General features: G+C 58.4%; 23 protein-coding genes. 7 read left to right on the plus strand and 16 right to left on the minus strand.

Annotated features, from left to right (window positions below):
- The coding region (locus tag ACFE0K_RS16295) for an NAD(P)-dependent oxidoreductase (RefSeq protein WP_434537066.1) at nt 1–624 on the plus strand (624 nt) is incomplete at its 5' end.
- An 89-nt stretch (nt 625–713) separates the two neighbouring features.
- Nucleotides 714–1496: a crotonase/enoyl-CoA hydratase family protein gene (locus ACFE0K_RS16300; protein WP_434537067.1), complete on the plus strand. Its 783-nt coding sequence runs from the start codon at nt 714–716 to the stop codon at nt 1494–1496.
- A 122-nt stretch (nt 1497–1618) separates the two neighbouring features.
- Here ACFE0K_RS16300 and ACFE0K_RS16305 read toward each other — a convergent pair whose 3' ends face one another.
- Together ACFE0K_RS16305 and ACFE0K_RS16310 are read right to left on the minus strand one after the other, a co-directional pair.
- Nucleotides 1619–2965 carry a DegQ family serine endoprotease gene (locus ACFE0K_RS16305; RefSeq protein WP_434537087.1) on the minus strand — a complete coding sequence of 449 codons (1347 nt, stop codon included), beginning with the start codon at nt 2963–2965 and terminating at the stop codon, nt 1619–1621.
- Nucleotides 2966–3134: 169 nt separating this feature from the next.
- Nucleotides 3135–3812, minus strand: a complete 678-nt coding sequence (locus ACFE0K_RS16310; RefSeq protein WP_434537068.1) for a class I SAM-dependent methyltransferase — start codon at nt 3810–3812, stop codon at nt 3135–3137.
- Nucleotides 3813–3861: 49 nt separating this feature from the next.
- Here ACFE0K_RS16310 and ACFE0K_RS16315 point away from each other — a divergent pair, with 49 nt between their 5' ends.
- The gene (locus ACFE0K_RS16315) at nt 3862–5751 is read left to right on the plus strand and encodes a hypothetical protein (protein ID WP_434537069.1); all 1890 of its coding nucleotides are present in this window, start codon (nt 3862–3864) and stop codon (nt 5749–5751) included.
- On the opposite strand, the gene trmH is transcribed toward ACFE0K_RS16315, so the two are convergent.
- Nucleotides 5705–6406 (minus strand): tRNA (guanosine(18)-2'-O)-methyltransferase TrmH, encoded by a 702-nt coding sequence (gene trmH, locus ACFE0K_RS16320; protein WP_434537070.1) that lies wholly within the window; start codon nt 6404–6406, stop codon nt 5705–5707. The two genes, ACFE0K_RS16315 and trmH, sit on opposite strands and share 47 nt — an antisense overlap.
- A 300-nt stretch (nt 6407–6706) precedes the next feature.
- On the opposite strand from trmH, the gene ACFE0K_RS16325 reads away from it, so the two are divergent.
- Nucleotides 6707–7915: a CaiB/BaiF CoA transferase family protein gene (locus ACFE0K_RS16325; RefSeq protein ID WP_434537071.1), complete on the plus strand. Its 1209-nt coding sequence runs from the start codon at nt 6707–6709 to the stop codon at nt 7913–7915.
- A gap of 189 nt (nt 7916–8104) precedes the next feature.
- Here the strand turns inward: ACFE0K_RS16325 and ACFE0K_RS16330 are convergent, their stop codons facing one another.
- Together ACFE0K_RS16330 and ACFE0K_RS16335 are read right to left on the minus strand one after the other, a co-directional pair.
- Nucleotides 8105–8545, minus strand: a complete 441-nt coding sequence (locus tag ACFE0K_RS16330) for a group III truncated hemoglobin (RefSeq protein ID WP_434537072.1) — start codon at nt 8543–8545, stop codon at nt 8105–8107.
- A gap of 72 nt (nt 8546–8617) precedes the next feature.
- On the minus strand, nt 8618–8938 hold the full coding sequence (locus ACFE0K_RS16335) for an Mpo1-like protein (RefSeq protein ID WP_434537073.1): 321 nt from the start codon (nt 8936–8938) through the stop codon (nt 8618–8620).
- 293 nt (nt 8939–9231) lie between these two features.
- On the opposite strand from ACFE0K_RS16335, the gene ACFE0K_RS16340 reads away from it, so the two are divergent.
- Nucleotides 9232–10482 carry a serine hydrolase domain-containing protein gene (locus ACFE0K_RS16340; protein ID WP_434537074.1) on the plus strand — a complete coding sequence of 417 codons (1251 nt, stop codon included), beginning with the start codon at nt 9232–9234 and terminating at the stop codon, nt 10480–10482.
- On the opposite strand, the gene ACFE0K_RS16345 is transcribed toward ACFE0K_RS16340, so the two are convergent.
- The 8 genes from ACFE0K_RS16345 to xerD all read right to left on the minus strand — a co-directional run bounded on the left by ACFE0K_RS16345 (nt 10465) and on the right by xerD (nt 19707).
- The gene (locus ACFE0K_RS16345; RefSeq protein WP_434537075.1) at nt 10465–10722 is read right to left on the minus strand and encodes a DUF3565 domain-containing protein; all 258 of its coding nucleotides are present in this window, start codon (nt 10720–10722) and stop codon (nt 10465–10467) included. The two genes, ACFE0K_RS16340 and ACFE0K_RS16345, sit on opposite strands and share 18 nt — an antisense overlap.
- A 23-nt stretch (nt 10723–10745) precedes the next feature.
- On the minus strand, nt 10746–12323 hold the full coding sequence (locus ACFE0K_RS16350; protein WP_434537076.1) for a BCCT family transporter: 1578 nt from the start codon (nt 12321–12323) through the stop codon (nt 10746–10748).
- A gap of 165 nt (nt 12324–12488) precedes the next feature.
- Nucleotides 12489–13625 (minus strand): hypothetical protein, encoded by a 1137-nt coding sequence (locus ACFE0K_RS16355; protein WP_434537077.1) that lies wholly within the window; start codon nt 13623–13625, stop codon nt 12489–12491.
- Between the two features lie 460 nt (nt 13626–14085).
- Nucleotides 14086–15168: a threonine synthase gene (thrC, locus tag ACFE0K_RS16360; RefSeq protein ID WP_035247810.1), complete on the minus strand. Its 1083-nt coding sequence runs from the start codon at nt 15166–15168 to the stop codon at nt 14086–14088.
- A 134-nt stretch (nt 15169–15302) separates the two neighbouring features.
- Nucleotides 15303–16604 carry a homoserine dehydrogenase gene (locus ACFE0K_RS16365; RefSeq protein ID WP_434537078.1) on the minus strand — a complete coding sequence of 434 codons (1302 nt, stop codon included), beginning with the start codon at nt 16602–16604 and terminating at the stop codon, nt 15303–15305.
- Nucleotides 16605–16694: 90 nt separating this feature from the next.
- A complete protein-coding gene (alaC, locus tag ACFE0K_RS16370; RefSeq protein ID WP_434537079.1) occupies nt 16695–17924 on the minus strand; it encodes an alanine transaminase in 1230 nt (409 codons plus the stop codon).
- An 81-nt stretch (nt 17925–18005) separates the two neighbouring features.
- Nucleotides 18006–18752, minus strand: coding sequence for a DsbC family protein (locus ACFE0K_RS16375; protein ID WP_434537080.1), 747 nt, complete (start codon nt 18750–18752; stop codon nt 18006–18008).
- A 46-nt stretch (nt 18753–18798) separates the two neighbouring features.
- Nucleotides 18799–19707: a site-specific tyrosine recombinase XerD gene (gene xerD, locus ACFE0K_RS16380; RefSeq protein WP_434537081.1), complete on the minus strand. Its 909-nt coding sequence runs from the start codon at nt 19705–19707 to the stop codon at nt 18799–18801.
- A 184-nt stretch (nt 19708–19891) separates the two neighbouring features.
- On the opposite strand from xerD, the gene ACFE0K_RS16385 reads away from it, so the two are divergent.
- Both ACFE0K_RS16385 and ACFE0K_RS16390 read left to right on the plus strand, forming a co-directional pair.
- Nucleotides 19892–20146: a GlsB/YeaQ/YmgE family stress response membrane protein gene (locus tag ACFE0K_RS16385; RefSeq protein WP_434537082.1), complete on the plus strand. Its 255-nt coding sequence runs from the start codon at nt 19892–19894 to the stop codon at nt 20144–20146.
- Between the two features lie 169 nt (nt 20147–20315).
- Entirely contained in the window at nt 20316–21356 is a 1041-nt protein-coding gene (locus ACFE0K_RS16390; RefSeq protein WP_434537083.1) for a diguanylate cyclase, read from the plus strand.
- A 162-nt stretch (nt 21357–21518) separates the two neighbouring features.
- Here ACFE0K_RS16390 and rplS read toward each other — a convergent pair whose 3' ends face one another.
- From rplS to rimM, 3 genes are all read right to left on the minus strand, one after another.
- Nucleotides 21519–21875 (minus strand): 50S ribosomal protein L19, encoded by a 357-nt coding sequence (rplS, locus tag ACFE0K_RS16395; protein ID WP_434537084.1) that lies wholly within the window; start codon nt 21873–21875, stop codon nt 21519–21521.
- Between the two features lie 10 nt (nt 21876–21885).
- Complete coding sequence (gene trmD, locus ACFE0K_RS16400) at nt 21886–22668, minus strand: tRNA (guanosine(37)-N1)-methyltransferase TrmD (RefSeq protein WP_434537085.1); 783 nt, start codon at nt 22666–22668, stop codon at nt 21886–21888.
- On the minus strand, nt 22669–23046 hold a 378-nt coding region (gene rimM / locus ACFE0K_RS16405), incomplete at its 5' end, for a ribosome maturation factor RimM (RefSeq protein WP_434537086.1).

Genomic DNA, 23046 nt, shown 5'->3' on the forward strand with positions numbered 1-23046 from the left:
GGTGCCAGCGGTTTTATCGGTTCTGCCCTGCGTGAAGAAGCCCTGCGTCGCGGTCATCAAGTGACCGCCCTTGTCAGTCAGCCGGGCAAATTAAATGCCACCGCCAGCAACCTGGCCGTGGAACAGGTGGATGTACAGAACACCGCGCAACTGACTGAGGCGCTCGCCGGGGCGGATGTGGCTGTCAGCGCCTTCAGCGGCCACGCCCAGGACGATATTCGTGGCTATTACGTGCAGGGCGTAAAATCCATCATGGCCGCCAGCAACCGTGCCCGGGTGCCGCGCCTGGTAATGGTGGGTGGCGCCGGTTCCCTGCGGGTAGCAGACGATACCCTGCTGATCGATACCCCCGACTTTCCGGAGGAGTATAAACCCACCGCCCTCGGCGCTCAGGATGCGCTGGACCTTCTCAAGGCAGAGACAACACTGAACTGGACCATGCTGTCTCCCGCCGCAGAGATTTTTCCCGGTGAACGTACCGGCGAGTTCCGCCTGGGCAAGGATGATCTGGTAGTGGACAGCGAAGGCAACAGCCGGATTTCGGTACAGGACTTCGCCGTAGCCATGCTGGATGAAGTCGAGCAGCCAGAGCATGAGCGTCAACGTTTCACTCTGGCGTACTAACCGGGACCGGGACGGAGCGGAACACACCGCTCCCCTTCCCGGTTTCATTTATGGTTAGATGCGGGAAACGGCAGATAACGGATAACACTGTGACGCAACAACTGGTAATCACCGAGACCCGCGACGACCTTTTCATCATCACCCTGAATCGCCCCGAAAAGCGCAATGCGGTGGATCGTCCCACCGCTGATGCCCTGCGTGCAGCTTTTGAAGCTTTTGAGCAGGACCCGGCCTTGAAAGTGGCCATCCTCACCGGTGCCGGCGGCAACTTCTGTGCCGGCGCGGATCTATCCGCCCTGTCCGATCCGCAACGACGTAATGAAATCGAAGAGACAGGTAGCGGCCCCGGCCCCATGGGCCCCAGCCGCATGCTCATGAGCAAACCGGTGATTGCTGCCGTGAGCGGTTTTGCGGTGGCCGGCGGCCTGGAATTGGCATTGCTGTGTGACTTGAGAGTGGCGGAAGCATCCGCTACTTTCGGCGTCTTCTGTCGACGCTGGGGCGTCCCTCTGATCGACGGCGGCACCGTACGTCTGCCTCGTCTAATCGGCCACAGCCGGGCCATGGATCTGATTCTGACCGGGAGGCCGGTGGCGGCCGATGAAGCTCTGCAGATCGGACTGGCCAACCGGGTGGTCGCCGACGGCACGGCACTGGATGAAGCCATCACCCTGGCCCGACAAATCGCCGCCTTCCCACAGCAATGCCTGCAGGCCGACCGGCTTTCTGCCTACCGACAGTGGGACCTGCCACAGGAGGACGCCCTGCGCCAGGAAGGCGCCGGCGGCTACCCGGTGGTGTTTGAAGAAGCGATTGGTGGCGCCGAACGTTTCCGGCAAGGCGCCGGACGGCATGGGACATTTGAAGAGTGAGACGACGGTTCCCAAGACCATCAACCACGCAGAAATGAAACGCGGGCACAGCCTGGCAATTTTAAACACCAGACTCGCCCGCGCTTTTCCACTTTCAACGTTGCACTTTCAACGCAACCGAATCAGCGGATCACCACAAAGAACACACCCCCATTGCGATTCACCCGCAATAACAAAGTACCGTCCTTGTCGCCGATGGCATTGCGTAGTTCCGCCGTGTTCACCACATCCTGACGGTTGGCGTTGATGATCACATCGCCACGACGCAACCCGGCCCGCCAGGCGGGAGAGCCCTGTTTCACATCGTCCACCAGTACGCCGCTATCCGCGTGCTGCAGCTCACCTTTGCGCAAGTCCCGCAGGCTGGCACCTTCCAGGTATTTGGACACGGATTCACCGCTGGATGCCTGCTGGGACGACTCGCTGATGATCGCTGTCATTTCCCGCTGTTTGCCATCGCGCAGAACCGTCAGCTTCACTTTCTCGCCCACCGGTGCCATGCCGACCTTGTTACGTAAATCCGCCGCCCGCTTGACAGGGCGACCATCCACGGCAATCACCACGTCGCCACTTTTAATGCCGGCTTTTTCCGCCGCGCTTTCTTCCATTACCTGGGTGATCACTACCCCGTTCTTTCGCTGAACACCGAAGGCTTCAGCCAGCTCGGCGGTAAGATCCTGAACGGTGACACCCAATACACCACGGCGTACTTCGCCATGCTCGATTAGCTGGTGCATCACGTTCTCGGCCATTTCCGTGGGAATGGCAAAACCGATACCCACATTGCCGCCGGCGGGAGCGATGATGGCGGTATTGATGCCCACCAGTTGGCCACGCAAGTTCACCAGGGCGCCACCAGAGTTGCCTGGATTGATGGACGCATCCGTCTGGATAAAGCTTTCATAACCTTCAATTCCCAGGCCGGTTCGGCCCAGCGCAGAGACAATACCACTGGTAACGGTCTGCCCCAGTCCGAAGGGATTACCGATGGCCACCACAAAATCGCCTACCCGCAAGCCGGTGGAATCGGCGATGGCAATCTGGGTGAGATCGTCGGCGGATTCCAGTTTGAGCACCGCCAGATCCACTTCCTCGTCAGTGCCCACCAGCTCCGCTGACAGCTCACGGCCATCGGTGAGGGTGACCTCGATGGAATCCGCATTCTTCACCACATGAGCATTGGTCAGCACATACCCCCCCTGGGCATCCACAATCACGCCGGAACCGGCACTGGCTGCACGACGCTCACGTTGTTGCTGCTCGGGAATGTTGAAGAAACGGCGAAAGAAAGGATCTTCCATCAGCGGATTTCGGGCGGTGCGAATCCGCGTTTCGATAGCGATATTGACCACCGCCGGCGACGTTTCTTCCAGCATTGGCGCCAGCGATGGCAGCGCCTGGCCGTCACTCGTGGCGGATGGCAACGCCGCCTGTGCTGGCGACAAAACGATGGCACACAGTGCCAGCATCCAGACAATGGGTTGCAGCGGTTTTTTGGTATTCAACAACGTCGTTCCTCCTGTGCTGAGAAAACAATCAAAACGGATATCGCCGGTGGAGGCCTTCCCACCACCCTACAGCGAATGCAGCGGCTACTCGGAGCGGATAGCAACGCCGTACAGCTTTTCTGACATTGCTTCAGGGCGACGGTTCCGAGGCAAACACTCTCACGCCGTTGTACTCGCTGGATTCCCCCAAATCCGGCCAGGTACAGGACTGCCACTGCCCCAGTAGCTGGTACCCGGGCGGATCCAGGTCCGGCACCCGGGAATCGGCCAGCAGCACCCGGGGCGCCTGCTGGAAGCGGGCCAGCAATGGCAGGTTCTCCCGGTCGTAGAGAATGTCTGCTGCGGTCACCAGATCGGCCGCAACCAGCGCACTGCCCAGATCCTGGCTCAGTTCGATCTCCACCCGGTTTTCTGCTGCATTGAGAGCGGTAGCGGTCAGCGCATCCTGATCCAGATCGCAGGCAATCACCCGTGCAGCCCCTGCCAGGGCGGCGGCAATGGCAACCACCCCGGAGCCCGGCCCCACATCCACCACACAGCGCCCCTGCACCCACTCGGGATGCGTGAGCAGAAACTCTGCCAGCACCTGGCCGGACGCCCAGCAAAACGACCAGTACGGCGGTTCTTCCATGATCGCGTTGACGATTTGCGGGTCCAATGCCTGCTCGGGGAACAACTCATCCAGCAGCCATAGTCGGATTTGTGGTGTCTTCGGCAATACCTGGCAGCGCAAAGACACTGCCGGCAATACGCGATGGAGCCGCTCGTGTAAGGCGTCAAGGCCTACTCTTTCGTGGTTGCTTGTCATACCCTAGGGCCTTGTTTCGCCAATCCAAATCGTCCAAGAGAATAACAAAATGACCGGCAGACAGGCATGGATCGGTCTCACCGCCCTTTTTCTCACTCTGGTGAGCCCGTTACAGGCACGGGAAATCTGGACCGAGGGCGTCCCCGATCCCTACTTTGAGCATTTCCTGGATTTCTACAAGGCGGATCCCAGCGCCATGGGCCGCTGGGCCTCCGGCCTGCGCAATATTTCCACCGACCAGCTGGATCGCACTCTCAAGGCCCTGGATACCACCCAGTTCACCTACCTCTACCCCATGGAGATGAAGGGCTTCGAGCTGGCGGACCATAACGGCATTCCCACTGATGAGCTGTCACTGATGGCCGTGCGCGCGGGAAAACTGATTCCGATTCCTTTCCAGATCGACGAGTTCGACAAGACCGGCCTGATCTGGATCGATGGCTACAACGACCATAAACCGGAGGGCGAGCCGGGTATTTTTGATGATTTCGACGAGCTGGCTTTCATGTTCCGTGATGGCGGCTGGGACCGTTTTGATCCACAGCAACATGAACTCAAAACAGGCAGCATGCTGGAGGAAATCCGTCTGGACTCTCCACGAAATCAACCCCGCTATATTTACCTGGTGCGCAATAACAGCGAGCGCTCCCGTGCGGACTACGTCAAAGCGGACTTGGAAAACGGGCGCATTGAAACCACGCTGATGCAGATGGACTACGAGCCCAAGGATTTCACCCAGATCAAGGGCATGTCACCACGGCTTGGTCCACACAAGGATGAGAATGTCATCGACAACATTTACGTCAACATCAGCACGGGTATTTTCAACCAGAACCTGCGCGTGGATCTGGATACTCGCAAGAACATCAAGGCCACCCCTATTGCCGTCAAGGATGGCGCGGTCAGAGCCTCGATTCTGGTCAAGGCACGCATCTGGTACGCCTATCTACCGACCTTTTTCAGTCAGAAATTCCAGGTGGATTTTTACGAACAGTCGGTGACCATTCCTTCCCGCTTTGCCATCGGCAGCGTCAAAGTGCTGAAGTTTTTCCTGATGTTCCTGCGCGAACCCCGAATCCATTTCGCCATCGACTTTCATAACCTGGACGGCGCCCGCGTCACCTATGATTCCGTCTATGGCAAGGGCCAGTACGGTACCGTCGATGGAGAGATGAACGATTTCGAGCACACCCTGGGCGCTACCCGGTTACCCGGTGACTGGCTGCATATGGATTCCAACCAGGGCTGGGAAATGTTCTTCAGCAACCATATGCCTGTGGTTCCCGATGGGTTGTTCGATGCCTTTCTCAATGGCGTGACCATGAACATGTTCTACGAGGACGACAGGGCAAGCACCACCCATTATGAACGCCACCCGGGCGCTACCCCACGACTGGGCTTTGAAAGTGAGGGGATGCCACGCACGGTGATTGATCTGCTTGGCGCCATCCCCAAACTGGATTATCTGGACATGGACAGCCTGGGCGAAGCCATTCTGGCATTGGCTGAAGCCGAGAAGGATGGCGCCTTCGAGAAATACGACGAGGTGGTCAACCAGCGCTTGCGAGAACTGAAGAAGGAAGGTCGCTTTACATCAGTAGCGGCTCTGGCCGATGCCTTTCTGGCTGACCTTAACCGGATGAATTTTTCCGGCATTGCCCGTGATGATTTCAACAGCCTGATGCGCCAGGCCATGCTGGACACCATTAAGGAAGTGGATCAGGTGCACCATGGCAAGGTGTTGCAGCGCATGGTTGAACTGGCAGAGGAGCGGGACATCGATATCGCCCGCCTACGCTACGCCACCATGGACAATACCCTATGGTTCCCGGCCTGGGTGGGCCAAGGCGGCGCTGCCGACTTCCATTGGCAGGTGAGCCATGCGCCCAAGGCTAGCTCTCTGGGTCCGGTGAGTGCTGCTGTCGCAACAGTGCCGTGAGGGCGGCACTGTCCTTCACCTGCCCTTCTTCGTCCAGCTCTGGGTAGGGAATGCCCCCGGCATCGCAAAGGCGGGCGATTTTCTGGTGGCCCCAGCGGAACAACAGCTCATGGTAGCGAGCCGGATCAATCCGTGGCTGATCATAAAACCCTTTGGCGCGACGTTGCTCACAGGCTTCTGCCAGAATAATGGCCGCCGCCACGCTCACGTTAAAGGATTCCACCATGCCCATCATCGGGATGATCACATGCTGGTCCACCGCCGCCGCCACTTCATCACTGACGCCGAACTTTTCGGTGCCTAGCAGCAACGCAGTAGGCCGGGTGTAATCCACTTCACGATACGGCACTGCGGTGTCAGACAAATGGGCCGCCAGCACCTGCACACCCTGCCCCTGTAATTCGCGAATCACACTAATGCTCTCGTCACGCTTGTGTACCTTCACCCAGCGCTGGGAGCCCATGGCGGTGCCGGCAGCCATGCGCGCCCGATTGTTCGGCAGGATGGCATGCACATCGAGAATTCCCACCGCATCGCAGGTGCGCACAATGGCAGCGATATTGTGGGGCTTGTGGACACCATCCATGATCACGGTGAGATCAGGCTGGCGGCGGTCCAGGGTGTCGCAGATGCGACGATAGCGTTCCGGGGTCATGGGCTTTCCTTATAATAGGCTGCGGATTGTATAGCCTGCGGGCAGACAGGCAAAATCTCCGGCCGGACAACCACCCCGTGGGAGCGGTCGTTCGACCGCGAATATCCAGTGACGATAAGCGAGGTACGAGTTGCGAAAGGCCACCTGGTTTTGCATTTCGAAACTCGTACCTCGTTACTCGCTCTGATCTTTCCCTACCCCCGACCCCAGGCAATCGGTTTCGAGCATTTCAGGCACTGCCACTGCGCAACCCAATCCGCTAGGCTTGTGGCCCAGCAAACCGCAACCTACGGAGATCCCATGCCCGAACTCTCATCCCGCCGCCTGCCGTTGGACGGTGTCCGTGTTATTGAGCTTGGCCAGCTGCTGGCAGGCCCCTTTACCGGCACCCTGCTGGCCTATTTCGGTGCCGATGTGGTGAAGGTGGAGCCCCCCGGTGGCGACCCCATTCGTGGCTGGCGCAAGCTGGATGAAGACGGCACCTCCTACTGGTGGCGCAGTCTGGGGCGCAACAAGAAATCCGTGACCCTGGATCTGAAATCCGATCAGGGCAAAGCGCTGGTACGCAAGCTGATGAGTAACGCCGACGTGGTGATCGAGAACTTCCGGCCCGGCACCATGGAAAACTGGGGGCTGGGCCCGGATAGTTTTGCCGAGGACAACCCCGGCCTGATCTACACCCGTATTTCCGGCTACGGCCAGACCGGTCCCTACGCCAGCAAACCCGGCTATGCGTCGGTCTGTGAGGGCATCGGCGGACTGCGTTACGTGAATGGTTTCCCCGGCGAGCGCCCGGTGCGCCCCAACCTGTCCCTGGGCGATACCATCGCCGGCCTGCATGCGGCTCTGGGTATTCTGCTGGCCCTGTTCGAGCGCCAGAAAAGTGACAAGGGCCAGGTTGTGGATGTGGCCCTGTATGAATCGGTCTTCAATCTTCTGGAGGGTGTAATTCCGGAATTCGATGGCGCCGGGGTGATCCGCGAACCAGCGGGCTCCACCGTCACTGGCATCGTCCCCACCAATACCTACCGCTGTGCCGACGGCAAGTTCGTGGTCATCGGTGGTAATGGCGATTCCATCTTCAAACGCCTGATGACCACCGCCGGCCGCCCGGATATGGCAAACAACCCGGCCATGGCCAGCAACGCCGGTCGAGTGGAACACGAGGCCGAGATCGACACGGCCCTGGACAGCTGGTGTCGCAGCCTGCCCAGCGAGCAAGTACTGACTCTGCTGGAAGAAGCACGGGTCCCATCTGGTCCCATCTACTCCGTGGCCGACATGTTCAACGACCCCCATTTCCAGGCACGCGGCCTGTTCCAGCAGGTGGAGATCAACGGCAAGCCGCTCAAGGTACCCGCCATCACCCCGCGACTGGCAGACACCCCTGGCGAAACCCGCTGGCCCGGCGGCGCGGTAGGCAGTCATAACGACGCGGTATTACGCGAGGAATTGGGGCTCAGTGACGAGGAGTTTGCGGCGTTGAAGGCGGAAGGAGTGATCGGGTAGAAGATCAGTGGAAAGTTCAAAGTGGAAAGGCGGTGACGGCCTTGCCTGACAACAAGGGCAAAGGCCGCGCTCAAGCGCTTTCAGGAAACACGGGGGGTAGGAGCTTCGTAAAATCTCTGTCTGCAATGAAGCGCGGCCACCCTGCTATCCTTTTGGCAACGAACATCAACCGCGTTTCCACTTTGAACCTTACACTTTCCACTCGCGTCTTTTGTTCAGCTGCGCATACAGATTATCCATCACCCGGAAGGCAATATGCCGCGCCCGGTCCGTATAAGGCCCAGCGAAACGGCCGTCGAGATTATTCATGAAATGCTGCAACCAGCGTTCATGGTGCTCACCGGTCAGGGGCTGCTTGTCATCCAGTGCCCGGTGTTTTGCCATCATGTGGCGCTGGTAGTCACTCTCGCCCAGCAGCATCTTGTACCAGTACTGGCAGATGGTCGGCAGGTGCTTGTCCAGATCGATAGCGGCCACCTCCAGAAACAGGGGCGCCATCACCGAGTCATCCAGCAACCGGCGATAAAAGCCATAGACCATGGCATCAATATTTTCCCGACAATCCAGATCGGGAAGCTCTCTGTCACCCTGGCCGTGATTACCGGGATGAAAATACTGAACTGCGGTCATTGCAACGCTTCGTGCAGGCAGGCACCAGGCAACTCACCCAGGACGCGTGAGGCCTGGTGCAGAATACGGTTTCTACCAATCAATACGGCGAGTGAGAATGTCTTTGTACATGACAAAGTCGCCCATCAGGCTGTACCAGGGATGCTGAAAGGTGGCGGGACGATTCTTCTCGAAAAAGTAGTGTCCCACCCAGGCAAAACCGTAACCCACCACCGGCAACGCAAACAGCCACCAGGCACTCAACGCCCCGGTAATGATGGTCGCCAGCAATACCAGCAGTAGCGTGGTGCCGACCACATGCAGGCGACGACAGGTGGGGTTACCGTGCTCCTGCAGGTAATAGGGGTAGAACTCGGCGAAACTCTGAAAATCGGACTGCTTGATGGTATTCACGTAACCTCCTGAAAAATGCCGCTGTTATTCTGAATATCGGTGCACCTTGATCTTCCAAGGCGCGGGACACAAAGTCTTGTAACCTGCGGCTGTCATATGCGGTTAGTGACAGTGTAACGCAGCCGCCCCGGCCGATACGGCCAAAATATTGTGATATGGCGCCATCATGATGGCACGGCCGACCATTGCAGGGGAGCCGCCTCCGTGGACAATGTCGTCCTTTCACAATAAACACTATATTGACACTTATCCCGTCCTTCCGGGTCCGGCACGACTTGTTATCAGAGACTTTTATGGCTTTACGTCCCCGCATCAACCGTCTGCTAAGCAAACACGGCACCCCCATTCCCCGCAGCCTGGACGGCCTGGTCCGCCAGGGGCAGGAAGCGCCGCCGGAAAAAACCGGCATGGGGTCTGAGCAGGTGGACGCCATCTGGCGTGCCACCCGCAAGCTTTACCGGGGCGGCATGAGCCCGGCGATCAGCCTGTGCCTGCGTCGCCACGGCGAGATCATGCTGGACCGCAGCATCGGCTATGCGGACCCGGAGAGTCAGCGGATCATGACCCCGGACACCCCGGTCTGCCTGTTTTCCGCCTCCAAGGTGGTGGCCGCCATGATGGTCCATCATCTGGTGGAAACCGGGCAATTGGACCTGGATGACCCGGTCACCCGCTACCTGCCCAAATACGGCCAGAACGGCAAGGGACGCACCACCATTCGCCACCTGCTGACCCACCAGGCCGGCATTCCCCGCCCGCCCGCACAGGTGGAACCGGATATCCTTTACCGCCCCCAGGAAATCATTGATCTGCTCTGCGAGGCCAAACCCAGCGGCCTCAACACCCAGGCCTACCACGCCATCACCGCCGGCTTTATCCTCGGCGCCATTGTCGAAGCGGTTACCGGCGAAGATCTCAATGCCACCCTGGACCGGGTGATCCGCCAGCCCATGGGCATGAAGTACTTCACCTTTGGACAGACCGGCGCTGAGCGAGCCCGGGATGTCTCCACCGGCGTCCCCATGAAACTGGTAGACCTGTTCCTCACCTATGCGGTGGGCGGCAGCATCGATGAAGTCGTGGAAGTGACCAACGATGACCGCTTTCAGGACATCATCGTGCCAGCGGGCAATCTCTACGCCACCGCCGAAGAAGCCAGCCGGTTCTTCCAGATGCTACTCAACGGTGGACATTATGACGGCTGGCAGATCTTCAAGCCGGAGACTGTTGCCCGCGCCTTGCAGCCGGCCTATCACCGCCCGCGCTTCGACCGTAGCCTGTTTATTCCCCTGAATTTCTCCAGCGGCTTCATGCTGGGGAACCGGGGCATGGGCATGTTCGGCCCCGGCGCGCCACGCGCTTTCGGTCACCTTGGCTTTATCAGCATCTATTGCTGGGCGGATCCGCAACGGGCATTGAGCGGTGCCCTGCTGACCACCGGCAAAGGGGTTGTCGGTCCGCATCTGCCATCTCTATTCGGCCTGCAGCACACTATCAACCGCCACACCCGGCTGCGTGAGGGGACCTCACCTATCGCTGTCTGAGGGAACCGGCATGCCCCGCTGGCACTGGGTACAGGTGACTACCATACCCAGATGCCGGGCTCGCCCGGCTTCGCTGGTGACCCAGGGACGGTTCATGAACGGGGGCTGGTGACGAACATGCTGACGATGACCGCATGACAGCAGCATCACCCAGTCCAGGTGTTCATCTTGCGTAAAACCGGTAACGGTGGCCTGCCAGGTCATGATATCACCCAAAAAAATGCCCGCTGATGCGGGCATTTTTTCTTTCCTTGCTGTGACAATCAAGTGGTCTTGAGCGCCCTCAGCCGCTTGCTCTCTGCAGAAAGCCCCATGTAGAGACTGACGCTCATAAGCAGCAGCACAAAGGTAAACGGCAACCCGGTGGCCACTGCCCCGGATTGCAGGGCCTTGAGCGCTTCCTTGCCACCGCCATACAGCAAGGCACCGGCAATGACACCTTCCATTACGGCCCAGAACACACGTTGCGGAACCGGCGCATCCAGCTTGCCGCCAGCAGTGATGGAGTCAATCACCAGTGAGCCGGAATCCGAAGACGTCACGAAGAAGACCAGCACCAGCACAATCCCCATGAACGACATGATGCCGGTCCAGGGCAGATTTTCCAGCATCTGGAACAGAGCCAGGGAGGCATCATTGACACCACCGGCCAGTTCGCCGACACCGTTAATGGCCTGATCCAGGCCGGCACCGCCGAACGCAGACATCCAGATAATGGTGATGATGGTAGGTACCAGCAGCACCGCGGTAATGAACTCCCGCACTGTGCGGCCCTTGGAAATACGGGCGATAAACATGCCCACGAAGGGTGACCAGGAAATCCACCAGGCCCAGTAGAATACGGTCCAGCCGTGGAACCAGCTGTCGTCCTCGCGGCCGATCCAGTTACTCAGTGGGATAATATTGGACAGATAATCCACAGCGGTGGTGCCAAAGCCGGTGAAAATCAGCAAGGTTGGACCGGCGACAATCACAAAGAGCAACAGGAACAGCGCCAGCGTCATATTGATATTACTGAGAATCTTGACGCCACCATCCAGGCCACGCATCACCGATATCACGGCTATGGCGGTGACACCAAAGATGATCGCAATCTGCACATTGATGGCATTGGGGGTATCAAACAGGAAGTGCAAACCGCCTGATGCCTGCTGCGCGCCCAGCCCCAGAGAGGTAGCCAGACCAAAGATAGTCGCCACTACCGCCAGGGTATCAATGATGTGCCCTGGCCATCCCCAGCACCGCTCACCCAGGATCGGATAGAACGCAGAGCGGATGGTTAATGGCATACCCTTGTTATAGGAAAAGAAAGCCAGAGACAGCGCCACCACCGCGTAGATCGCCCAGGGATGCAGCCCCCAGTGATACATGGTGGCCCCCATTGCCATATGGCGGGCTTCTTCAGAACCCGCTTCCACCCCGAGCGGGGTGCCGTACCACTGGCCGTTCAGGTACGCCACCGGCTCTGCCACACTCCAGAACATCAGGCCGATACCCATGCCGGCGGCAAACAGCATGGCAAACCAGGATAATGTGGAAAACTCAGGCTTGGCTTCCTGGCCACCCAAGCGGATTTTCCCCGTGGGTAGCAACGCCAAGGCGATACAGAACAGTACAAAGAGGTTGCCGCTGACCATGAACAGCCAGTCAAAATGCTCAATGGCCCAGCCTTTGGCGCCATTGAGCATACCGTTGGCCGCTTCCGGGAATGCCAGAGTGCCGACCACAAAAGTAATAATCAGTACGGCACTGATAAAGAAAACAGGATTGTGCAGATCCATCCCCAGAACCTGCACATTATCCTGGCCGACATCATAGTCGGTCTCGTAATCAATACTCATCTTAGCTCCGTATTCCGTCTTGCTTTGGGGTGCGCAGTGGATGCCGCAACTTACAGCCAGTCGGTCCGGACGATGTCGGGGTCGCTTCCCCGAAACATGCACTCCTCAAAACGCACTTCATCATCTAAACCCAAGTAGGCGGCCCCGAAGGACCGCTACCGGCAATCAGAAATAAAAATCAAACGACGCGTAGACTGCACGGAAATCTGCTTCGTAAATATCACCGTTACGATCCACGTCACCATCCGACCACAGGTACTCCAGATACAACCAGCCAGGTCCGTACTTGTAGCTGACGCCGGGCGCATAGAATTCCACGTCATCGGCGTCGTTGCCGCGGGTATCGGTACTCGCCACCCCCGCATCCAGGTAATAGCTCCAGCGGTTCGGGTTGTAGATCAGCTGGGCCATGTGCACCTGGGTTTTCACGTCTTCATCGGCGGGGGCTGAGCCACTGAGTAGAAACGCATCCATACCGCCAAAGTCCCGCTCCGTATCGATGAACTGATAGCGGGCGGTGAAGTCATTCATATTGAAGGTGTAATGCAGATTCACTGCCTCATGATCACCTTCATCATCGCGCGCCTTTGCCACGGCGGCGGCGAGGTCCTGCAGACGTCCCTTCTGGTAGGAGGCCCCCACAGTGTGGCCTTCCATAAAGTTCCAGTCGCCATTGACGACACCAGTCTTGATCTTTCGGTAAGTCGTTGCGCTGCCCCAGTGGCCGTTGTCATCTACGGTATCGGTGCTGGTCTCACCCCAGTCATCCTGGTGGTAATAGGCCACATCGTAGCTGAAGGCATTCAGTGAAGAACTGAGCTTGAAGCCCACATCCATCTGATCGCCATAACCACCCAGCACACCTTCACCGGGCCAGAAATTGACGGTTTTCCAGCCGAAAGGCACCTGGCTTTTCCCCACGGTTAGCAGGGTATCATCATCAAACTCGTAGCCGATCCATGCCTTATGCATGGTGAAGGTATCGCCGGAATTATTATTCGAGGTATCGGTAAAGCCGCCGGTACCGAGGCGCCCTTCTGCACTGAACCGCCAGGGGCCATGGGAACCATCATCGTCGGCATAGAGGATAAGCGCCGGATCGGCAAAGTTGCCGCCGGTGGTGTTATCCAGATCTTCATCGAAGGCGGACGATGCGCCGGAAAAATCGGAATCCGTCACATATTGATAGACCCACCAGACACCGGCACTCAGTTCGGCACCAGCATGAGCATTGAGGGGAATGGACGCAGCAAGCAAACAGCTCAAATAGCCAGTGCGCTTTGCAAAAGCACGCTTATTCATTTAACGCTCCCTTCTCTGATTTTCTTTACAGACTAAATATTGACCAAATAAAGTCAAATCACGGCGTGATACCTGCTGTGTTAACACACGGGTATTTTTCGAAATTCAGTTATGACACTACAAGGAGAGGAGTGGCCGCGCAGGGCCAGGGAATGGGCGAAGAGTCAGCCCGAAAAGGACACGATAAAGGTAGGCGGTTTCAGTAATCTCGACACGGGGTCGTGGTTCCCTTTCTTCCCTTAAAGAAAAAGTACCCTAACATATTCTGGCCAAGGATTTTTTTCTACGACCAAAACAAATGAAAAATTTCAGGGGATTTTTCTTGTTGACGCTTTCTTCACAAAAAAATAAATGAAAAGAGACTGATGGGATACGCCTTGTAGAAAAGGCTCCAACAGCGCAGCAGAGAGATAAAAAAACGGAGCGCTATGCGCTCCGTTTTATCGATCCGTACAACAGATCAGGACATATTGGAGAGGATCGCGCCTTTCACCGCATCCAGGTCCGCATCGATGGTCACCATGCGGCTGTCCTGGCATTGGGCAATAGCGGTATCCGGATCTTTCAGGCCGTTACCGGTGAGAGTGCAGACGATGGTAGAGCCTTCCGGAATCTTGCCGGCCTTGATGTCGCGCATGGCGCCACCCAGAGAAGCCGCAGAGGCCGGCTCACAGAAGATGCCTTCTTTCTCGGCCAGCATCTTCTGGGCAGCCAGAATCTCCTGGTCGGTCAGCTCGTCGAACCAGCCGCCGGACTCTTCCTGAAGGGCCCAGGCCTTGTCCCAGGATTGCGGGTTACCGATACGGATCGCCGTGGCCACAGTTTCCGGGTCTTTCACCGGTCCGCCACGCATGAAGGGCGCAGCCCCTTCGGCCTGATAACCCACCATCTTCGGTGCACTGTTCACCACACCGGCTTTCTTGTATTCGCTGTAGCCCATCCAGTGGGCGGAGATATTGCCCGCGTTCCCCACTGGCAGGCAGTGGAAGTCCGGGGCACGGCCCAGCTCTTCGACAATTTCAAATGCAGCAGACTTCTGGCCCTGCAGACGATAAGGGTTGACGGAGTTTACGATGGTCACCGGCGCCTTTTCAGCTACCTGCTTGACCAGCTCCATGCCCTGATCGAAGTTACCGCGGATCTGCATGATCACCGCACCATACATCATCGCCTGGGCCAGCTTGCCCATGGCAATTTTGCCTTCCGGGATCAGCACGAAAGCGGTGATGCCAGCACGGGCCGCGTAGGCGGCGGCAGCCGCAGAGGTATTGCCGGTGGAGGCGCAGATGATGGCATTACTGCCCTCTTCCACCGCCTTGGTCACCGCCATGGTCATGCCCCGATCCTTGAAGGAACCGGTGGGGTTCAGGCCTTCGTATTTGACGTAGATATCCACGTCCTTGCCCAGCATTTTGGGGATATTCTTCAGGCGAATCAGGGGGGTATTCCCCTCACCCAGGCTGATGATGGGCGTGTCATCATTCACCGGCAGGTGGTCACGATAACGGTTGATCAGGCCGGTGTAACGGTCACGAAAAGGCATGGTGTTGGTCTCTGCTGCTAGTGCAAAGCCACTAAGGCAGGCTCTGCTGTTCTTGAATTGGGTCGCTTTATCGGCGCGCCAGACGCCATATGTTTGACGCCGAACGCTGAAAACCGAGCGTCCGGCGTCGTGTATCAAGCGTCCAGTGTTTCCACCCGGATCCGCATTATATCGCTATCCACGGTATCAAGGGCACCGATCTTGGCCAATGCCAGGTTCATGTCACCCTCGCGGACTTCGTGGGTCATCATCACGATGGGCACCAACCCCTGGTCCACTTCCCGCTGTATCATGGCATCAATGCTGACATTGTTGTCACTGAGGATGCGGGTCACGTCAGCCAGCACACCTTTCTTGTCCTGCACATGCAGGCGCAGGTAGAAACAACAGGACACGTCGTCAATGGTCAGGATCGGCTCATCGGACATGTGGTCGGTGTGGAAGCCCAGATATGGCACCCGCTCGTCGTGGTCCACGGTCAGGGCGCGGCCCAGCTCGATGATGTCGGCCACCACCGCAGAGGCGGTAGGCTCGGCACCGGCGCCGGCACCGTAGAACATGGTCGGGCCCACGGCATCACCGTGGATCATCACCGCATTCATGACCCCGTTGACCGCCGACAACATGGTTTCCTTGGGCACCAGGGTCGGATGCACACGCAACTCAATGCCCTTGCCGGTGTCCTTGGCGATGCCAAGATGCTTGATGCGGTAGCCGAAGTGGGCTGCACTGGCCACGTCTTCGGTGGTGATGCGGCTGATCCCCTCGGTGTAGACCTGGGAGAACTGCAGCGGAATACCGAAGGCGATGGACGCCAGAATGGTGAGCTTGTGGGCCGCATCAATCCCCTCCACATCGAAGGTCGGGTCTGCTTCCGCGTAACCCAGCTGCTGGGCTTCGTCCAGCACGTCCTTGAAGTCGCGGCCACCCTCTTCCATCTCGGTGAGGATAAAGTTGCCGGTACCGTTGATGATACCCGCCAGCCAATTGATATGGTTGGCCGCCAGCCCCTCGCCCAGGGACTTGAGGATGGGGATACCCCCGGCCACGGAGGCCTCGAAAGCCACATCCACGCCGTTATCCTGGGCCGCCTGGAAGATCTCGTTGCCGTGCTCGGCGATCAGCGCCTTGTTGGCGGTAACAATATGCTTGCCGTTCTTGATGGCGGTGAGCACCAGCTCACGGGCAGTATCGATGCCACCAATCAGCTCCACCAGGATATCGATATCCGGGTCCGTGGCCACGGCGAAGATATCCCGGGACAGGCGAATACCCTGAGTGTCGCAGGCGGGATTGTCCCGGCGCGCACCGATGTGGGTAATTTCAATCGGACGTCCCACGCGACGGGCAATATCCCGCGCATTGCGCTTGAGAACGTTGACGGTGCCTGAGCCCACAGTGCCCAGACCAGCAATACCCACCTTCACCGAATCCACAGCCTATCCTCGTTTCATTTAATCAGTGTATTGAAAAGCCCAAAGCGGCTTTCCAAGCTTCCCCTGCGGCCTGTGGCCGCAAAGGCGCTTTCAGCCCAGCAGGCCGTCCTGGCGGAACATCTTCTTGATGCCGCGGATAGCCTGCCGAGTCCGTTGTTCGTTTTCGATCAGCCCGAAGCGCACATGATCGTCGCCGTAATCGCCAAAACCAATGCCCGGGGACACCGCTACACCCGCATCGTTCAGCAACTTCTTGGAAAACTCCAGCGACCCCATCTCCCGGTATGGCTCGGGAATTTCTGCCCAGACAAACATGGTGGCACGGGGTCTTTCCACCTGCCAGCCGATCTCCGCCAGGCCATCCACCAGCACATCCCGGCGCTTGCGATACATCTCGCAGATGTCGGCCACGCAGGTCTGGTCCCCTTCCAGGGCGGCGATGGCGGCCACCTGGATCGGCGTAAAGGTGCCATAGTCCATATAGGACTTGATCCGTGCCAGGGCGTGGATCAGCTCCTTGTTACCGCAGCAGAAGCCCACCCGCCAGCCGGGCATGTTATAGCTCTTGGACAAGGAGAAGAACTCTACCGCCACCTCTTTTGCCCCTTCCACTTCGAGGATGGAAGGCGCCTTGTAACCGTCAAAGACGATATCCGCATAGGCCAGATCGTGAACCACCCAGATCTGGTGTTCACGGGCAATGGCCACCACCTTCTCGAAGAACTCCAGGTCAACGCACTGGCCGGTGGGGTTACCCGGGAAATTGAGCACCAGCATTTTCGGCTTGGGCCAGGATTCCTTGATGGCCCGCTCCAGCTCCACGAAGAAATCCACCCCTTTCACCATGGGCACGTGGCGGATATCCGCGTTGGAAATCACAAACCCATAGGGATGAATCGGGTAACTGGGGTTGGGGACCAGCACGGTATCCCCGGGGCCCATGGTAGCCAGCGCCAGGTGTGCCAGGCCTTCCTTGGAACCAATGGTGACGATGGCTTCGGATTCCGGGTCCAGGTCCACGTCATAGCGGCGCTGGTACCAATCGGCGATGGCCTTGCGCAGCCGCGGAATGCCCCGGGACTGGGAATAGCGGTGGGTGTCCCCCCGCTGCACCGTCTCGGTGAGCTTGTCGATAATGTGCTGCGGCGTGGGCTGATCCGGATTGCCCATGCCGAAATCGATGATGTCCTCACCCCGCGCCCGCGCAGCCTTCTTCAAATCGCCAACGATATTGAAGACATAGGGCGGCAGACGACGAATTCGCTGGAAATCTGTTTCACGATAGCACCTTGGGTGAGGGAAAAATGAAGGCGGACACATTAACGGCGCATCCCTGCGCCGTCAATGTATTCACGCTGTATTCCCGGCCCGAAAGCGCCGGATTACGCGGGGTTCAGCCTGTCACTCGAGCCGCTCAAGCAGCTGCTCCGGGGTCACATAGCCGCCCAGTTGCTCACCTTCAATGGAATAGATGGCCGGGGTACCCCGTACGCCGAAGGTATTGCCCAGCTGGTACTGTTCGTCCACCGGTTTGGCGCACTCGGTCAGCTCGGCCTGGACCACCTCATCCTTCAGCTTGGCATCGGTGAGCGCCTGGGCACGATCTTGCGCGCACCAGATGTAGCGCATTGCTGCCGCGGCCTCGGTGGTCGGCCCGCCGCGAGGGAACGCCAGATAGTGGACGGTGACGCCCGCAGCGTTGTACTCATCGATGTGACGATGCAGCTTGCGACAGAAACCACAGGTGATATCGGTGAACACATACACTTCGGCTTTCTCGTCTTCCGCCGCGTAGGTGATCATGTCCGCCGGATCCAGTGTCTTGATACCCTCTTTGCGCACTTGCTCGAAACGCTGCTCTGCCGGGTTAACCACTTCCCCGTCCTTGATCTCCAACAGCTTGCCGATCAGGAGGTGGCGGCCATCCTCGGTCATGTAGACACTTTCGCGGCCGTTAACATTCAGTTCGACCATCCCTGGCATGGGCGCGGCGCGGACCTCGGTCACTTCCATACCATCGAAAGCGTCCTCGAAAGCCGCCCTGGCCTTTTCGCCGTTAACGGCGTCATTGCTCTTCGGCTCAGAATTCGAATCCGCCCCGCAAGCGGCCATCAGCCCCGTCAGTACCACCAAAAACCATTTATTCATTCTGTCGTTACTCCTCATTTTCCCTCTTGGAACCGGATTGTCCGCATCAGGTTCCCGAACGGGGGTGATGTTTCTGGTACAGATCCTGTAACCGCTGCTGGGCCACATGGGTATAAATCTGGGTGGTAGACAAATCGCTATGGCCAAGCAACAACTGCACCACCCGCAGGTCTGCCCCGTGATTCAGCAAGTGGGTGGCAAACGCATGACGCAGTGTATGGGGTGAGAGTTTTTTTTCCACCCCGGCGACCATGGCCATCTGCTTGATACGGTGCCAGAACGTCTGCCGTGTCATGCAGGTGCCGCGTCTGCTGGGAAACAGCAGCTCCTGATTGTTACCCAACAGCAGCGGACGCGCCTCACGCAGGTAGCGCGCCAGCCAGTGGAGGGACTCTTCACCCAGAGGCACCAGCCGCTCCTTGTCGCCCTTGCCAATCACCCGGACCAGCCCCTGGCGAGGGTTGACCTGGCTCTGGGTCAGGGTAACCAGCTCGGTAACCCGTAACCCGGTGGCATAGATCAGCTCCAGCATGGCCCTGTCACGCAGCCCCAGAGGCGTGGACACATCCGGCGCCGCCAACAGCGCCTCCACATCCGCTTCGGTGAGGGTTTTCGGCAGCGGGCGACCGGTCTTGGGACGCTCGATCAACAGCGCCGGGTCTTCTTCGATTCGCCCTTCCCGCTTCAGCCAGCGATAGAAGCTCTTAACCGCTGACAATTGCCGGGCCACCGAGCGGGCCCCCACGCCCTGCTGGTGACGATCTGCCAGAAATTCCAGCAGCTGGTAACGCTGACATTGCAGCAAGGTGCCTTGCTGCCCCTGCAGCCACACCGCCAGCTGACGGATATCGCGCCGGTAACTCTCCAGGCTGTGATCGCTGAGCCCCTTTTCCAGCCACTGCTGATCCAGCCAGCTGTCAATCAGGCGCCCATGGTCATCGGTTAACGCGTTCATTTCTGAATAAGGCCCTAAACAGCAATAAAAAACAATGAGTTAAAAGAAAATCAAAGACGAACACCCATTCGCCTTTTACCAAAAATTACGTCTAAAAGCGGGCGAAGTTAACGACAGAGGCCGTATTTTGCGGCAACAATGGTGACGCCATGCATTTTGAAAACGACTACCAAGGAGAGGAAATATGGGTATTTTATCGTGGATTGTATTTGGCCTGATCGCCGGCATCATTGCCAAATGGATCATGCCGGGCAAGGATCCTGGCGGCTTTATCGTCACCATCCTGATCGGCATCGCCGGTGCTTTTGTCGGTGGCTGGCTTGGCTCCATCACCGGGATTGGCGGCTCCATGGGCAGTTTCAGCCTGGGCAGCTTTGTCACCGCCATCGTCGGTGCACTGGTACTGCTGGCGCTCTACCGAATGCTCAGAAAGGCATGAATATTTCGTGCGGCTTCGCTACCGGCGGAGCCGCACCTCAACCGCGGCAGCCATGATAAAACCATTAGAAGAACTATATCGGCTCATCGGTCAGCAAATTAATGGCTCTCCCCGAGAGAAGGGCATTTTCATATGCTGGATCGGGCAGCCTATTTACTGGATTATCTTCTTGGGGTGCGCCTCAGGACTGATCATTTCCCGCTTCATTGAGGGTATCTACAACCCTCTCCTGTGGGCAGGGCTGGCCTGGGGACTCATTGCCAGCCTCGCATGGCTTGCCATCGCCCTGTTTGGCAGCAGGCGGCAGATGTCAGACGCCCAGGAAAGCCGTTTTGCCAGCTTCACCATCCTGTTTTTCGGGCTCAGCGGCATTGTCTCGCTGTTACTGGTAGGCCCCTTCAATCTGGTCACCGGCATTGTGCTTACCGGCTGTGTCCTTATAGGCCTGCTATTATTCCCGGCAACCCAGATCACCCTGGTATTCGCTCTCTCCATGGGCGCCATACTGGCCTATGCCATTGCGATCAGCCTGGATAGCACCCTGTATCGACCCTTGCTGACTCCTGTGGACTACCGGCCGGCACAGGTATGGTATGACCTGATGATGATCGTAGCGGCCGGCCTGATCATCATCAAAGACTCCTTTACCGTTGCCGCCCTCACGTCTACCTGGCGACATCGGGAGGCCTCAACCTTTGACCGCTCCATACGCGACCCGCTAACCGGTGTAGCCAATCGCGGACATCTGCTGCAAACCCTCACCCAGCAACTGACCATGTCAGCACGTTCCCGCAAGGGCCTGGCGGTGGTACTGATGGATGTGGACTTTTTCAAACAGATCAATGACCGATACGGTCACGCCACCGGCGACCAGGCACTGATTCATGTGGCCGAAACGCTGCAGGACAATCTGCGGGATAATGATTTGCTGGGCCGCTATGGTGGCGAGGAGTTCCTGATGCTGCTCCCCGGAGCCACTCTGTCACAGGCCCACAATGTTGCAGAGCGCTGTGCTGAAGCGTTACGTCGCAACACAATGTCTGTCCCGGATTCTCCGGAAATAAAACTCACCGCCAGCTTTGGCGTCAGCAGCACTCCCGCACAGTCTGCCGTAGACGCCCATACACTGATTGAAGAGGCAGACCGGGCGATGTACACCGCAAAACATCAGGGACGGGACCGAGTGGTGATCTATTCACGGCCTGAGTGACACTGAATACAGGCACCCGTAATGCCAGACGCAAAAAAGCCGCCCCCTTGCAGGAGCGGCTTTTTTGTGTGGAGCATTCTGTCTGGCCAGAGGTCGATTTCGCATGCCCTACAGCAAAGGCTAAACCGACATTCGCTCGCGACAGAAGGTAAGCGCGGGGTCTTACCGGATTTTTTCTTTGATCCGGGCAGACTTGCCAGAGCGGTCGCGCAGGTAGTACAGCTTGGCGCGGCTCACGTCACCACGACGATTCACTTCGATGGAATCGATCAGCGGGCTGTGCAGCTGGAATACACGCTCAACGCCCACACCGTGGGAGATTTTGCGAACGGTAAACGCAGAGTTCAGGCCACGGTTGCGACGTGCAATCACAACGCCCTGGAACGCCTGCAGACGCTCACGGGTGCCTTCCTTTACTTTCACTTGCACGGTAACGGTGTCACCGGCGCCGAATTCCGGAAGATCGGATTTCAGCTGGGCGTTTTCGATGCCCTGGATAATCAGGTTCTTGCCACTCATGGCAGTGCTCCTAGTCTCTCGTTTTTGCTGTATGCGGCGACTGCTCGGCGATGTACTCATCCAGCAGTTGCTGCTCTTCGTTGCTCAAACCCCGCGCCCGGCGACGTTCCAGCAGGTCGGGACGCTGTTGCCAGGTCCGTCCCAGCGCCTGTTTCAGGCGCCAGCGGCGAATCAACGCGTGATTGCCGCTCAGCAGTACCGTCGGTACTGCCTGCCCGTTGTACACCTCCGGGCGGGTGTAGTGGGGGCAATCGAGCAGGTGTTCGAATTCACCAGAAAACGAGTCCTGCTCGGCGGAATCCTGGTGTCCCAGCACTCCGGGTAACAGTCGGCTGACCGCATCGGTCAGCACCAGCGCCGGCAGTTCACCGCCGCTGAGCACGTAGTCGCCGATGGAGATCTGTTCATCCACTTCGGCTTCGAGCAAACGCTCGTCCACGCCTTCATAGCGCCCCGCCAATAACACCAGGCCGGGCTTTTCCGCCAGCTCCACGGCTTTCGCCTGGGTCAGCGGCTGTCCCTGGGGGGACAGGTAGATCACCGTGGCTGCCGGATTGGCAGCGCGGGCGGCCTGCAGGGCTTTCGCCAGCGGCTCCACCTTCATCACCATGCCGGGGCCGCCGCCGAAGGGGCGATCATCCACGGTGCGGTGACGATCTTCGGTGAAATCCCGGGGATTCACGGTTTCCAACTGCAGTTGGCCGTTTTCCACCGCTCGCCGGGTAACACCAAAGTCAGTAATCGCTTTTGCCATTTCCGGGAACAGAGTCACTAACGTCACCGAAAAAGGCATTTAAAACTCCGGATCCCAGTCCACCGTCATCCGCCCTTCGGCCAGATTCACCTCGGTGATGACATCGTCCGGCAGCCAGGGAATCAGGCGCTCGCGCCGATCCAGGCTGTTGCTGTCGCCGCGCACCGCCAGCACATCGTTGGCACCGGTTTCCAGCATTCGCACTACCTTGCCCAGATCCATGCCGTCCACGTGGTGAACGCGCAGGCCGACCAGGTCGCGCCAGTAGTACTCGCCCGCCCCGGAGGTGGGCAGCAGCACACCGGGAATACCGATTTCCTGCCCCACCAGGCTTGCCGCCCCATCCCGATCGGTAATGCTGTCGATCTGCGCGTCAAGCCCTTTACCCTGGGGCCGAAACCCGGTCAGTTGCACCGG

The organism is Alcanivorax sp., from assembly GCF_051117345.1.
Taxonomy (GTDB): domain Bacteria; phylum Pseudomonadota; class Gammaproteobacteria; order Pseudomonadales; family Alcanivoracaceae; genus Alcanivorax.

What these genes read in the sequence shown, in the direction of transcription:
- ACFE0K_RS16345 (WP_434537075.1), bottom strand. Translation starts at nt 10,722, where the DNA reads ATGCCCGCATCAGCGGGCATTTTTTTGGGTGATATCATGACCTGGCAG.
- ACFE0K_RS16340 (WP_434537074.1), top strand. Translation starts at nt 9,232, where the DNA reads ATGGCTTTACGTCCCCGCATCAACCGTCTGCTAAGCAAACACGGCACC.
- ACFE0K_RS16355 (WP_434537077.1), bottom strand. Translation starts at nt 13,625, where the DNA reads ATGAATAAGCGTGCTTTTGCAAAGCGCACTGGCTATTTGAGCTGTTTG.
- ACFE0K_RS16325 (WP_434537071.1), top strand. Translation starts at nt 6,707, where the DNA reads ATGCCCGAACTCTCATCCCGCCGCCTGCCGTTGGACGGTGTCCGTGTT.
- ACFE0K_RS16330 (WP_434537072.1), bottom strand. Translation starts at nt 8,545, where the DNA reads ATGACCGCAGTTCAGTATTTTCATCCCGGTAATCACGGCCAGGGTGAC.
- ACFE0K_RS16305 (WP_434537087.1), bottom strand. Translation starts at nt 2,965, where the DNA reads ATGCTGGCACTGTGTGCCATCGTTTTGTCGCCAGCACAGGCGGCGTTG.
- ACFE0K_RS16350 (WP_434537076.1), bottom strand. Translation starts at nt 12,323, where the DNA reads ATGAGTATTGATTACGAGACCGACTATGATGTCGGCCAGGATAATGTG.
- thrC (WP_035247810.1), bottom strand. Translation starts at nt 15,168, where the DNA reads ATGCCTTTTCGTGACCGTTACACCGGCCTGATCAACCGTTATCGTGAC.
- ACFE0K_RS16375 (WP_434537080.1), bottom strand. Translation starts at nt 18,752, where the DNA reads ATGAATAAATGGTTTTTGGTGGTACTGACGGGGCTGATGGCCGCTTGC.
- trmH (WP_434537070.1), bottom strand. Translation starts at nt 6,406, where the DNA reads ATGACCCCGGAACGCTATCGTCGCATCTGCGACACCCTGGACCGCCGC.
- ACFE0K_RS16315 (WP_434537069.1), top strand. Translation starts at nt 3,862, where the DNA reads ATGACCGGCAGACAGGCATGGATCGGTCTCACCGCCCTTTTTCTCACT.
- xerD (WP_434537081.1), bottom strand. Translation starts at nt 19,707, where the DNA reads ATGAACGCGTTAACCGATGACCATGGGCGCCTGATTGACAGCTGGCTG.
- ACFE0K_RS16310 (WP_434537068.1), bottom strand. Translation starts at nt 3,812, where the DNA reads ATGACAAGCAACCACGAAAGAGTAGGCCTTGACGCCTTACACGAGCGG.
- trmD (WP_434537085.1), bottom strand. Translation starts at nt 22,668, where the DNA reads ATGCCTTTTTCGGTGACGTTAGTGACTCTGTTCCCGGAAATGGCAAAA.
- rplS (WP_434537084.1), bottom strand. Translation starts at nt 21,875, where the DNA reads ATGAGTGGCAAGAACCTGATTATCCAGGGCATCGAAAACGCCCAGCTG.
- ACFE0K_RS16385 (WP_434537082.1), top strand. Translation starts at nt 19,892, where the DNA reads ATGGGTATTTTATCGTGGATTGTATTTGGCCTGATCGCCGGCATCATT.
- alaC (WP_434537079.1), bottom strand. Translation starts at nt 17,924, where the DNA reads ATGTGTCCGCCTTCATTTTTCCCTCACCCAAGGTGCTATCGTGAAACA.